General features: G+C 42.5%; 10 protein-coding genes. 4 read left to right on the forward strand and 6 right to left on the reverse strand.

What is annotated here, in order from left to right; genetic code table 11:
- The first annotated feature begins 99 nt into the window (after positions 1–99).
- Together V7K31_RS24025 and V7K31_RS24030 are read left to right on the forward strand one after the other, a co-directional pair.
- A complete protein-coding gene (locus V7K31_RS24025; protein WP_335097338.1) occupies positions 100–588 on the forward strand; it encodes a DUF2267 domain-containing protein in 489 nt (162 codons plus the stop codon).
- 299 nt (positions 589–887) lie between these two features.
- Entirely contained in the window at positions 888–1,571 is a 684-nt protein-coding gene (locus V7K31_RS24030; protein WP_335097339.1) for a hypothetical protein, read from the forward strand.
- Positions 1,572–1,719: 148 nt separating this feature from the next.
- Here V7K31_RS24030 and V7K31_RS24035 read toward each other — a convergent pair whose 3' ends face one another.
- Positions 1,720–5,256, reverse strand: coding sequence for a non-ribosomal peptide synthetase (locus V7K31_RS24035; RefSeq protein WP_335097340.1), 3,537 nt, complete (start codon positions 5,254–5,256; stop codon positions 1,720–1,722).
- 447 nt (positions 5,257–5,703) lie between these two features.
- Between V7K31_RS24035 and V7K31_RS24040 the strand changes: the two genes are divergently transcribed.
- Positions 5,704–5,883, forward strand: coding sequence for a hypothetical protein (locus V7K31_RS24040; RefSeq protein ID WP_335097342.1), 180 nt, complete (start codon positions 5,704–5,706; stop codon positions 5,881–5,883).
- 259 nt (positions 5,884–6,142) lie between these two features.
- Here the strand turns inward: V7K31_RS24040 and V7K31_RS24050 are convergent, their stop codons facing one another.
- Both V7K31_RS24050 and V7K31_RS24055 read right to left on the reverse strand, forming a co-directional pair.
- Positions 6,143–7,270, reverse strand: a complete 1,128-nt coding sequence (locus V7K31_RS24050) for a tetratricopeptide repeat protein (protein ID WP_335097343.1) — start codon at positions 7,268–7,270, stop codon at positions 6,143–6,145.
- A gap of 98 nt (positions 7,271–7,368) precedes the next feature.
- Positions 7,369–7,998 carry a sigma-70 family RNA polymerase sigma factor gene (locus tag V7K31_RS24055; protein ID WP_335097345.1) on the reverse strand — a complete coding sequence of 210 codons (630 nt, stop codon included), beginning with the start codon at positions 7,996–7,998 and terminating at the stop codon, positions 7,369–7,371.
- Between the two features lie 196 nt (positions 7,999–8,194).
- Between V7K31_RS24055 and V7K31_RS24060 the strand changes: the two genes are divergently transcribed.
- Positions 8,195–8,791: a glyoxalase-like domain protein gene (locus tag V7K31_RS24060; protein ID WP_335097346.1), complete on the forward strand. Its 597-nt coding sequence runs from the start codon at positions 8,195–8,197 to the stop codon at positions 8,789–8,791.
- Between the two features lie 684 nt (positions 8,792–9,475).
- Here the strand turns inward: V7K31_RS24060 and V7K31_RS24065 are convergent.
- The 3 genes from V7K31_RS24065 to phoU form a co-directional block, all read right to left on the reverse strand.
- Positions 9,476–11,104, reverse strand: coding sequence for an iron uptake porin (locus tag V7K31_RS24065; RefSeq protein ID WP_335097348.1), 1,629 nt, complete (start codon positions 11,102–11,104; stop codon positions 9,476–9,478).
- A 132-nt stretch (positions 11,105–11,236) separates the two neighbouring features.
- Positions 11,237–11,860 carry a Crp/Fnr family transcriptional regulator gene (locus V7K31_RS24070; protein ID WP_335097350.1) on the reverse strand — a complete coding sequence of 208 codons (624 nt, stop codon included), beginning with the start codon at positions 11,858–11,860 and terminating at the stop codon, positions 11,237–11,239.
- A gap of 589 nt (positions 11,861–12,449) precedes the next feature.
- On the reverse strand, positions 12,450–13,118 hold the full coding sequence (gene phoU, locus V7K31_RS24075) for a phosphate signaling complex protein PhoU (RefSeq protein ID WP_335097352.1): 669 nt from the start codon (positions 13,116–13,118) through the stop codon (positions 12,450–12,452).
- Between the last annotated feature and the right edge of the window lie 9 nt (positions 13,119–13,127).

Here is a 13,127-nt window from a genome sequence, read left to right on the forward strand (position 1 = left end):
GATATTTCTACTCTTCCTTATTTGCTGGGGTAGTTATAAATGCTGATATTTTATTTTGGCAAATTTGCATCGATCAAGAATAATATTTTGGAGGGTTAAATGCCAACTTCTTCCAGTGAAATAAAGGAAAAAGATATACCATTTTTGGAAAAAGTCAAGGCTAAAAGTGGTTTGCCTGATCTTTACGATGCTAGGGATATGACCGAAGTAGTATTCCGGGTAATGCGCGATCTGATGACTACAGAAGCTGCTGACCGAGTTGAGGAAGAACTGCAAAAACCAGCTGAAATCACCGATGATAAATCTCTGCAAATGGATATTGCAGACCTGTGGCACGATACAAATCCAATTGTCGGATTTTTAAGTCGAGTGCGTCCACCTTGGCAAGGCCCTGGCATCTTTAAAATTAATAGCGATCGCTTTTTATTTCGGGTGGCAAATGAAGGGGGAATGCCACCAAATGTAGAACGCGAACAGGTTGTTAAAGCGGTATTTTCTGCGACTAAAGACGAATTATCGCCAGAACGAATTCAGGAAATTGCTAGCTGGCTACCTGACCAAGTTCGCCAGCTTTGGGAAGAAGCTTAAAGCCATTGAGCTATTGAAATATTGTAGCTAAAATTCTTGAGTTATGAATTATTTTAGATTCATAACTCATTACATTTTTTGGTTAATTTTGAGATTTATCACTAATGATTCAGCTTTTTCTGCCTTGGGCATAAAAAAGTTCTGTCTAACTTTAGAGTATTTTCAAGTCTCTGGTTAGATACAAAAAATAGAGTTACTTGCTAGGGTTGGATGTGTGATCTGGCGGGTTAAGCCTAATTTAATTTACTGCTTTAAAAAACATTTAAGAGAGAAAAATCAAGTTTTTCTAGGAATCAATTATGAAGTCTCAAAAATTTCGCAAGTCCTCTGAGTTATTTGGCGCTATTTGTGGGGGCTTACTGATTAGTCTGTCAGCAATTCCTCAAGCATTAGCACAACAATCTACTCCCAAAGTTAACCCTTGTCCGAAGATTTTTTACGAAGAACCACATAATAATCAGGTTGTAGTACCACAGGGATGTCCTCCCAATGCGCTAACACAAAGACTAGCTGCTCAAGGACTTCTTCCCGTCCCTGCTACCCCATCACAAAGCCAAAGTCAAGTTCCAGCAGAACCAGGCGTCAGCTTACCAGTCCCAGCCCCTGGAGATCAAACTCAACAGCCCATACCAGAGGGGGGTTCCACTAACCAACCACCACAAACACCGATCGCGACGATCGCACTGAATAATGGTAAAGTTAATATCAGGTTTGTCAATGATACTGCGGCTAATATAACTTATCAAGTGATTGGCGATACGGCACCGCGATCGCTACAAGGTAAGTCAGATGTAATATTGCAAGGTTTAAAGGCACCAATAACGGTGACATTTCAACGAGAAGATGGCGGACAGTTGCTAGTGACTCCACAAACCTCTTCAGAGCCAGGAAGCTTGGAAGTTAGATTTAACGAAGCCACCGATGCAGCACAGGGTAGAAGTGCTATGAGAATTGAACGAAATGGTTCAGTCTTCTTGAATTAATCAAATAGTGCGAAAATTATAGTAAGGCTATTTCGTTCTAGAGATAAACCGCCCAGAACTAAAGTTCCTTTTTTTATAGCTAAAGTACGTTTTAACGCACTGTAACCTTTTCTAGTCATCTTGAGAGGAATGAGTGCTATGGGTTTTTTCACGCCGACTTACTTATGCAAGCTTTCATTTTTTCGGACACAGATCGTACATGCGGTTCTTTAAAAATGGAATTATGAGTTCCAGAAATATCATAGATATCCACTCCCCCTAATGCCAATTCACCCCAACCCATTTTGGGATCAGCTTCCCGTTGTCCAACTACAAGATTATCTTCTGTTCGGAATACGGTTGCTCGACCTGAGTAAACTTGTAGAACATATTTTATTAGCGCTTGTCTGGTGGCCTCTTCCACCATGAATTTCCGGTAGGAGTAAGCTAAAGGGCGTCCGAGGCTCAGGTGAAGCTGAAAGACAAACCGCCAGATGAGCTCTTTGAGCTTATACTTAAGCAGCTCTCTATTTCCTTCTACCTGCTCAATAACATAGTTAGATGCAATTGCTAAAAGACTCTTCCAATGGCGAGAGGCTGGCTTTTGCAATGGCACAGATTTGCTTTTTAGGGAACCGTAGGTATCAAATAAAACTAGCAAATCTACTTTCTTACCTTGCATAACCAATTGCCGAGCCATCTCATAGGCAATTATACCCCCAGAGGAGTATCCGCCGATCAAATAAGGCTCATGGGGCTGAATAGTCTGGATTTGTTGAATGTAGTGCGCTGCCATGTCTTCAATCCGGGTATAAGGAAGCTGTTTTCCATCTAACCCTTGTGGTTGTAGTCCATAAAATGGTTGATCTGATCCTAAATGCAATGCCAATTCACGGAAACGTAGAACTTCTCCACCCAAACCATGTACACAGAAGAAAGGAGGCTTAGAACCGTTAGGTTGAATAGCTACCAAAGATGACCAAGGAATTAATGTTTCAGACTTGACATCAGCTGTTGATGTTGCCGCAATCCCAAATTTGGAGCATCTTTCTCGCTCTACAATATTAGCTAATTGCTCAATAGTTGGGGCTTGCAAGAGGATAGATAGAGGTAGATTTTTGCCAACTATCTTTTCAATCTGAGAAAACAGACGGACTGCCAGCAGTGAGTGTCCACCCAAATCGAAAAAGTTGTCTGTTATTCCAATCGGATGAATTCCTAAAATATTTTCCCAGATTTCTGTTAACTGAAGTTGCAATGAATCTTCTGGTGTGGCAAAGGTTTTTTCTGTTTCAGTATTAGTTAAATTAGCTATAGGTAAAGCTTTCCGATTTACTTTGCCATTAGTGTTAAGTGGCAAAGTATCCAGTATGACAAAGGCCGAGGGAACCATGTAACTCGGTAGTTTCATCTGCAAGAAATTACGCAGTTCTGCGATCGCAATTATCTGCTCTGAATTAGGAACTACATAACCAACTAAGCGTTTTTCTCCTGGAAAAACTTCTAGCGCTATGACTACAGCTTGCTGTACCCCAGGATATTGGGCTAGGGCTAACTCCACTTCGCCCAGTTCGATGCGGAAACCGCGAATTTTCACCTGGTCATCAATCCGTTGCAGATACTCAAGGTTCCCATCGGCGCGATAGCGGGCTAAATCGCCTGTTCTGTAGAGTCGAGCATTCGGCTCTTGGCTAAATGGGTTGGAGATAAATCTTTCTTTAGTAAGTTCAGGTCGATTCAGATAACCCAGTGTTACACCAGCACCGCCGATATACATTTCACCAGGAACTCCCACAGGCACTGGCTGCAAAAAGCCATCCAACAGATAAATTTGAGTATTGGCAATGGGCTGACCAATTAGAGGAATTCCATCTTCTGGAATCGAATAGCAAGTAGACCAAACTGTTGTTTCGGTAGGGCCATACATATTCCAGACACTCTGGGCACGATTCACCAATTCCTTGGCTAAAGCTGGTGACAAAGCTTCCCCGCCACAAAGAATCTTTAGATGTTTTGAACCTTGCCATCCAGCAGCTAGCAGCAGTTGCCAGGTTGCAGGAGTAGCCTGCATAACTGTTGCTTTGGAATGGTTGAGAATTGTGAGCAGTTTCTCTCCATCTGTAGCGACTTCACGGCTGACTATAAAAGTAGTTGCCCCCACAATTAACGGCAAGAATATTTCCAGAACAGCAATATCAAAAGAGAGTGTGGTGACGGATAGCAGAATATCTTGCTGAATTAAGCCTGGTTGCTCACGCATACTTGCTAGGAGGTTAACAACGGTTCGGTGAGGAACTTTTACTCCTTTAGGTATTCCTGTAGAGCCGGAAGTATAAATTACATAGGCGAGGTTTTCAGGTGTTGTGTCTTTGCCACAGACTAGGTTTTCTTCATCCTCCTGAACAATAAACTGAGAATCAGTATCAAGTTCTACTAACTTAGCGATATGTTTGGGCAAAAACTCTACAAGCCGTTGTTGAGTTAATAATACCTTCGCTTGCGAGTCTTCCAGCATAAATGCCGTACGCGCTTGTGGATGGTTTGGATCTAGTGGCAGATAAGCTGCACCAGCTTTGAGAATGCCTAATACCCCCACTACCATTTCTAAAGAACGGTCTAGACAAATGCCTACTAGCTCGTTAGTTTGAATTCCCAATGAGCGCAGATAATGAGCTAATTGATTGGCACGACTATTGAGTTCACGGTAGGTAAGTTGTTCGTTTTGAAATACTACTGCTACCGCATCGGGTGTACTTTCTACCTGTGCCTCAAATAGTTGATGAATACACGCTTGCCGGGGATAGTCAGTTTGAGTATTGTTCAACTCTATAAGTAACTGCTGCCGTTCCCCTGGCGTTAATAGCGGTAATTCCGAGATGCGTTGCTCTGGATTAGCAAGAATACCTGCAAGCATTGTTTGGAAATGTCCAAGCATCCGCGTGATCGCGGCTTCATCGAATAGGTCAGTATTGTATTCTAAAGAAGCTCTCAATCCTTTGCCTGTATCCCGCATCACCAGGGTTAAATCCGTTTTTGCCGTGCTGCTATGGGTGTATCCAAAGGTGGGGGCAATTTTCAAACTTGGTAGTTCTCGCTCTACTCCCTTTCTCAAAGGGGGGTTCATAGCGAACATCACCTGAAACAGTGGTGAATGAGTGCGATCGCGTTCTGGCTTGAGTTCTTCCACCAGTTTTTCAAAAGGTAAATCCTGATGCTCATAAGCACCTAAGGCAACCTGACGCACTTGATTGAGTATTTCCCGAAAACTGGGATTGCCGGAAAGGTCAGTCCGCATTACCAAGGTATTGACAAATAAACCCATTAATCCTTCGGTTTCTACCTGGTTGCGACCGGCAATTGGGGAGCCAACAAGAATATCCTCTTGTCCTGTATAGCGGTGGAGCAATACCTTGAAGGCTGCTAATAAAGTCATGAACAGTGTTACCCCTGATTGCTGACTCAAAGCCTTGAGGTCATCAGTCAACGCCTGGGGTAGCATCTGGCGACAGATTTTGCCTGAGTAAGTTTGAACACGTGTCCGTGGGCGATCGCTGGGCAGTTGTAGTACAGGTATGTTGCCACTTAACTGCTGCTTCCAATAATCAAGCTGAGATTCGAGGACTGCACCTTGCAGCCACGGACCCTGCCAATCATTTGCCAGTAATGTGTTTTTATTTTGAACTAATGAATCAGTTATGGATTTCATATTTAATTCCGTAAAAAATATATTTTTTTTGCAAAACTTGTGGTTTTTAAGTAGTGCTGCATTTTTAACTCAACCAATTTAGGATTAGAGATGCAGTTAATATCACTAATTAAATATACAAAATAAGAATAATCACTGAGGGATAAACATTAAAGGTTATTCCAAAATTCACATGATAGATACTTTTGTATATTAACGATATAGATTTTTGGATAAACCAGTGAAACCCTTGAACCACAACCAGGGCAGGGTTGTACATGCCCCTACGACGGTACGATAAATAATAGTCTCTGTGGAGGGAGGTCAGCATACGCTAAACCAGGTGGGCAGGAGCCAATCTGCTACGTTGGCGAAAATTCATCTAGGGACAAATGGTACTAGTCGCCTCAAACGAGTCACGTAGATCCACGTCCCGGAAGATAAGCTCAAAGCTGGCAGCAGGGCAAGATGGGTGTCTGGATTTTAATGGCACTTTTTGAGATGCCAACAGATGGCGATCGCTTAAAAAATTCCTGTGAACGGGAAAACCAATACAGCATTGTTACGCGTGAAATAGGCAGGCGCACAGAAACTCATCCAAAACTGTGGCAGGGTAAGAGGGTGTTTGAAAAGTCGGGTATGTTGTAAAAAAGCCCTCTCAGTATACGCTGTGAATAGATAATAAACAGCACTGAGAGAGTGACATGAGTAAAGCTTGCCCCAGTAACCTAATATGAATTTCTTAGGGACTTGATTCTAGAAGCGAAACCAGGTGGTCGCAAGCGCTCTGTCGATATGTGGGAAGTTATGAATGCGATTTTCTATATTCTTGTGGAAGGAGTCAGATCGGGCTAGATGAGAATGAAATAGCCCTGAAATTATCGTCGGGGCAATTCATGAATTGCCCCTACTTTCGCCGCAGCATTTTACCTAGCCGATCCAGCAATTGCACTTCTTGTTTGCTGTCTTCCAATGTCCGCGCCAGTACAATCGCCCTTTCGTAAAAATTGCGGGCAGTTAAGTAATTACCTTGCTGCTCGTATAATTGAGCGTAAGACTTAAAAGATTTTAATTCTTCTGGCAAACTTTGCAACTCTTGGGCGAGTGTTAAACGTTGCTCTAGTAAATCAAAAGCCCGTTCGTAGCGTCCTACAGCACTGTGAGCGATAACTAAACCGTCAATTGCCCGTAATTCATTAGGGCGATCGCGGTTAGTTTTAGCTGTCTGCATTGCTAAACCATAAGTGGCAATGGTATTCTGATAATTTCTAGATGCTAAATAAGCATCACCTAAATTATTTAGGGTATTTGCTTCACCGATGGCATCGCCAGTCTGACGGCGGAAAATTAAAGCATTTTCATCCAATTTAATTGCTCTGTCATAATCTCCCAACCTAGCTGCTACTAGACCCAAATTACTCAAAGATAATCCTTCACCTTCAATGTTTTTGACATTGTGAGCAATTGTGAGTGCATCTTCAACTGTTTTACCAGCAGCAGCCGATTCGCCTTGTTGCAGCAGAAATGTAGCGATATTATTCAGCACAAAAATCTGAGATTGGAAGTCTTGAGTATCACGAGCGATCGCTAATCCTCGCCGTAAAGAATCTTCCACCTCTTTAAAACTACCTAGCTGGACATAAGCCTTAGCAAGCAAATTGTAAGTCTGACCTTGTGCTTTCAGGTCGCCAATTGAGTGATATAGTTTTAGTGCCCGTAAGCAAGACGTAATTGTTTTATCGGCATATCCTGAAGCGTATTGTTGTTGACCGATACCCAGCAAGGTGTCTGCTTCATCTCTTGATTGTCGTCCAACGGAACTATTTAAAGGGCGATGGAGTTGTTGGGTAATATCAACCGCACCCGCCGCGATCGGACTCAGCAAAAAAATAAACAGTAAAATACTCTGTAAAACTACCTGGGGACGAGAAATCGCCCGCCAGTTACTACAACTCTCTTGACTAGAGCAACCCACTGGCTTACGTACACAAATTAAGCCTAGCTTTTGCCTGGGAAATACAAGCCGTTGTTTCATAAAAATTACCCGTAAAGTTGCGGGTTTAAGCAGAAGGTCTAAGAAGAAGTTTTAATTTTTTAAATTTAACACAATCAATATACGCGTTTATACTTAAGTTATGATTGACTTAAATATTCCCCAAAGTATATGGCGCGAATATCTGTGGGTAATTTCTCTTCTAACATACGATAGCCTTCCTGGAGAGAATTGGCTACAACACTAGGAGCGATCGCTTCTCCTTCGGCTTGCAGATAGGCAGCGATTCTAGTTTCGCTCCAGTGGAAAGTTTGAGCCATTAACACCATTAATCGCAAAACTGGCGGTAATTGGTCTAACGCCTGTTCTACATAGCACCATAGTGGGGGTGAAGTCGCTTGGAGAGAATAATGAATTGCTTCTGTGGGTGGTAGTTTAATCTCGTTAATACAGAAAGCTGTCATATTAATTAACCAATTTTGCATGGTTAAGGCTTGCTCATCTGATTCAGAGTCGGTTAAATGTAGTCCACCGAGTTCGTAGTAAATATGTCGCCAGGTGAGGGCAAACAGATAATCTGCCTGCACAGGCGATCGCGCCGAATGCCGAATTAAGGTATAGACTATGGGACTATAGCGGCAAAAAATCACCGTAAAATACTTCCCTGCATCTGGATAACGCTGAAATAGAGTCAATAGTTCATCGTCACTGTGATGAAACAGCGACTTCACTAGGGGGTGATTAGCTTCAGGAAAATGAGGAATTTGCACAAGTCTTTGAGTTGATAGTTGTTAAAATAGTTTTGGGAATTGAACTCCGGTAGTTAATCGCATAATATCTTGGTGTTGCCCAGTTTGTAGCCCAGACTCAGACTACTTGAGTATTGATAAACTAGAAACAAGGACTTAATTTTAGTCTTAATCGACAATCATAAAATCGGCTCACTTATAGAATCCTTATTTGTTCATGGTTATAGCGGTTAGTGTGATATCGTTCCTGCTCAGTCCCCTTACTTTAGGCTCCTTTCTGCCTTCCCTGCCTTTAGATAGTCTGTTCTCCACCCAAGGCATTATGGTAATGCTGCTAGCAGCTTACGCTGGTGCGATGTGGATGTTCCTCACCAGTGCCCCAAAAGTACACACTGTAATGGTGTCAGATTTGGAGATTGCCCGACAGTTGTATGAAGGGCTGCTAGATTTGCCAGCAGCTGAGGTGCCATTGCACTACTACTACAACTACGAACAAACTATCGGCGCAACTGCCATTGATCCACTATATATGTCTACAGGTCCCAGCTTGTCTAATAAAATGCTGAATAATGCCAATGATGGGCTGTGGTATCAATTGAAGAAAAATACCCAGCTACACATCATTACTGGCGCGAGTTTAGGTAGCAAAAATCAGCAGCGCCACGTTTGTTTTGACCACGACTGCCTAGAAATGATTTTAATGCGAGTCGAAACGCGCGGTTTGAAATTCAAAATTCGTAACCAGAAGCCCCTAAATTTTTTGGTCAAGGACTATGAAGGGCGCGTTATTGAACTAGCTGAAGTAGCGAATTAGTCGTTAGATTTGAAATAATTTTAGGTTGGGTGGTACGTAGCTTGCCGTCGTAGGCATCGCGCCACCCAATATTTATTTATCGAAAAATTGGGTTTAAAACCCCGTGCTTCACGCAATGCTTTATATTTACGAGTATTGCATTTGCCACTAATATATTAAGATACTAATTAGTACCGATGGACAGTCGGGAATGCAAAACGCCTATGCAGACGGTTTGCCAGGGATTGAGATATCTGATACCTCAGTCTAGGTCAAAGTCGAAATCCCGTAAGGGACTAACTAGGAAGTCTTTGAAGTGATTCTTTAATTGCTCCGTACCAACAGGAAAGGAGTCATGTAACACGCCTAACTCATGACTATAAGTCACGAGTGTGCGGCTTGCAGAAATCAAACAGATTTCTATACTTTGACTCAATCCAGAAGCGCTATGTAGATTGAAAAATCTAAACAAAACCCCATCTTTACAGTTATTTTCAGGTAAATAGACCACACGCTAGGGGCACAGCGATGCTGTGCCCTGACGACAGATGTGGTTCAAATAGATGAATTCTGCTGTAAGTGGGGTTTTGTTTATCTAATTCTGAGTTTTACAGCAGATTTCAAGGAAAGTGAAGTCCGAAAGCGAAGTATAAACCCTGTTCTACTTGTGAATTCCGAATTATGCTGTATATTTCATCACCCCTTTTAGAAGGTGAAGGTAGTACGTAGAGTGCCTACATATTCAGTGTCGTTATTATTGTTGTTCTCTGGATTGAAGATTACCAAGACACCAGGAGTGACTTGAATATTATCGGAAACCTTGTACTTGTAAAGACCCTCTAAGTGATAAGATGTACCAGAGTCTAAAGTACTACCGTTTTTTATGCTACCACCAGTAACTTGGGGTGGTTGACCAAAGATCAGACCCAAGACGTTGCCTTCTCCGCCAAAGTCTTTCAAAGCAAGTGTTGCACCGTAGTACCAAATTTCTGCATATCTACCTGCATTAGCACCAGTCTGAGCATCGGCAGTTGTATAACCTCCCCAACCACTAAGAGCCAACTTAGAGCCAAGGTGGAAGGTAGCCTCTGCACCGTAGTTGTCGGATTCGGTACGAGTGTTATTTCCAAAAGGATTGTTGGAAAAAGTACTACCTGTACCTTGCAAAAGGTTATTGTTAGCACCATTTGTTTGATAAGTATGGGCGTAGGTTAGACCAATATTAAGAGCTTTGCTGGGTTGGAAAGATAACTGACCAAAGATAGCGTCATCACCATCCAACAGCCCATTATTAAGGCTAGGGTCGTTAGCAGTCCTAGCTAAATAAGCACCGCTCAAGCTGATCGGGCCTTTAGGATTGAAGGTAACAGTTAAACCAGCGCCACCGGCACCTTGACGATAAATAGGGCTGAAACGTCCATACCGAGAAAGGGCACCTTTACCAGAGCTAGCAAAGTCAGGGTTGAAGTTATTGACATTCTCCCATAACTCTCCACCAGTGGCATCAACTTTCACACGTACTGCGTCACTAAAGTTGAAAGCATAGTTGATTTTGTCGATGACAACAGAGTTGCCAGTGCCAGTAACACCGTCATAGGCCAAGCGGGTCATGTTAGTACCGCTTACACCAGCATTAGAAACGATGTTGCCTGCATTCAGACGAATTTGCAACTGGTCTTTACCAGTGAAACTGCTGTACAAGTTCAAACGAACCCGGTCAGAAAAAGTGGTATTAGAATCCAAGTTTTGATTTGAATTACCAGCACCAACTGCCCTATTTCCACCAAAAACATCAGACACACTGAAAACTGCTTCCCCAACCAACTTGGTGGTAGTAGAGAACTGATTAGCTTCCAACTCGGAAGTGCGGGCTTCTAATCCATCGACACGACCACGCAGGGTTGCTAGTTCCGCAGAAAATTCTTCTTGTAAGCGCTGTAAAGTAGCCAGGTCTTGTTTACTGACCAAATCGGCTGTAGCTGTAGCAATCAGTTCGTTAACCCGGTCTAAACAGGCATTCAAACCTGCGGCAAATTCATAACGGGTCAAAGCACGGTTCCCGCGATAGGTACCGTTGGGATAACCTGCAATACAGCCGTAGCGCTCAACCAAGGATTGTAAAGCTTGGAATGCCCAATCTGTGGGCTGGACATCAGAAAATTGCGAAACTGATGTTACCTGACTCATATTATTAGAATCTTGAGAATCAGATAACTGAGCAACATTTGTTACTGGTTCGTTTACTTCCGCAGCTAAGGCGCTATTCGCCACGAAAAATGCAGAAGCTACAACAACCGGACTAACCTTAATCAGATTCCAGAATCGTTTTGTCATGTTTTTACTCTCACTCACACCTAGATAATCCAGTCTTGATAAAAGTCTTATAGCACTTTACTTTCGGGGATTCTACACACAATCACAGCGATGATTATACATTATATTTTGTGATTATTACAAGCAAGTTAGTTAGCATACTGCTGAACTATAATTCTTAATATTTGCTAAGGGCAAAATAATGCGGCGTTTGTGGCGTAAAACCGTTCCTTCTTCCTCCAACTGTTGTAGGAGCCGGGTAACTGTTACTCGTGTGGTATTTAACACTTCAGCAATATCTTGATGGGTAACATTTAGATCAATTAGCTTGCCCTTATCTACATCACGTCCAAATTTTTCACTTAACCAGACTAAAAACTGCCATAAGCGTAGCGAAATTGGTTTTCGATGCACAATGCTTAGTAGATCCTCTGCCTGTTGAATATGAGACAACAAAGCATTAATATTTTGATGCCACAAATGAGGTGGCACAATGCTTACTTCCACGCCTGTGAGACATTCAATCTGGTAGGGCTTGACCCTAGACAAAGGATAGCCAATCAGATCGCCCAGTCCCCAATAACCGAGAGTGATGAATGTTCCGTCTTCACTCCACGTTAAGGTACGAACTGCACCGTGATCAATCCGCCAAAGCACGTCATTTTGAAGTGGAATTACTTCCCTACGGGTAAATATCTGCTGGGGTAATTGTCCGCTTAAAGCAGAGCTATTTGACACGGCAGAAGAGTTTGAAGTCGGACTTGTGGAATACATCATTAACCGTAACTACATAATTATCAGGGAATCTCGCTATTTACAATGATTAAGAAACTCTAATAATTTGTATCAAGTTTTACCTATAAGTAGGTAGGCGTAATTAAATATAAGATCAAACCTCACCCACAATCCCTCTCCAAAGTATCCCAGAGGGAAGCCGGAGGCAGGGTGAGGTTTTATATTTAATTTGACCCACTTACTTATGTCTGAAAGTGTATTGTTCTCAATCAGAGCTAGAGACTAACTCAAAATCTTTTCATAGAGACAACTTCTGGTTTGAGGTTTCTATCAGTGAGATAGAGTGTAATTTTTCAGTTGTTTATCCGTTACTTTAATTGTGCAAGTTTAAGAAGAGGTAAGCTTTTAGTAAAATATATAGTTAACTTATTTTTAATTATTTAGTATTTTCTGAAGACTAAGTACAGGATTTGATCAAATCGTAGCGAATCAATTTTAAAAAGTCTGCGCTCTTGGAGCGTTTAACTTTCAACCCTCAATTTGCCACGGTTTTACGCAAAGCTGTACTAAGTCGCTTGAGTCGTCAGCATTTGTTGTAGTGGCTTTAGGCTGTGGACTAATGAACCGTCAATTAAGAGCGTTGACCGGTGACAATATATGCTACCCTTTGACCGATATTAGTGGCGTGATCTGCCATGCGTTCCAGGCAACGAATTGCCAGTGCTAGCAGTATAATTGGCTCGACGACACCAGGCACATCCCGTTGTTGGGCTAAAGTCTGATAAACATGATCGTAAGCATCGTCTACAGTATCATCTAGGTGCTTTAAACGACGCCCACCGGCTTCATCGAAATCTCCCAAAGCCTTCAAGCTAGTTGCTAGCATCGCCTGGGCATGAAGGGACATAGCTTCAATGTCTGGCAAACACGTATGAGGCGGATAAGGAAAAATTTTAACCGCAATCTCAGCTAAATCTTCAGCATAATCGCCAATGCGCTCTAAGTCTCGCACCAACTGCATAAAGGCACTTAAACAGCGCAAATCTTGAGCTGTAGGCGCTTGCAGCGTCATAATCGCCGTACAGTCTGATTCGATTTGACGATAAAAGCGATCAATCCTTTTATCTAATCCGGGAAGTTCCTCAGCTGCTGTTAAGTTACGAGTAAATAACGCTTGGTGACTGAGGCGAAATGATTGTTCTACCAAAGCACCCATGCGTAATACATCACGTTCTAAGCGCCTAATGGCGCGTGCGAGTTGTGGTCTTTGAGGATTGGGACTATAATCGACAGCTTTCACACTTGTTGT

The sequence above is a fragment of the Nostoc sp. genome (genome assembly GCF_036917675.1).
In the GTDB taxonomy this organism is placed as follows: domain Bacteria; phylum Cyanobacteriota; class Cyanobacteriia; order Cyanobacteriales; family Nostocaceae; genus Nostoc.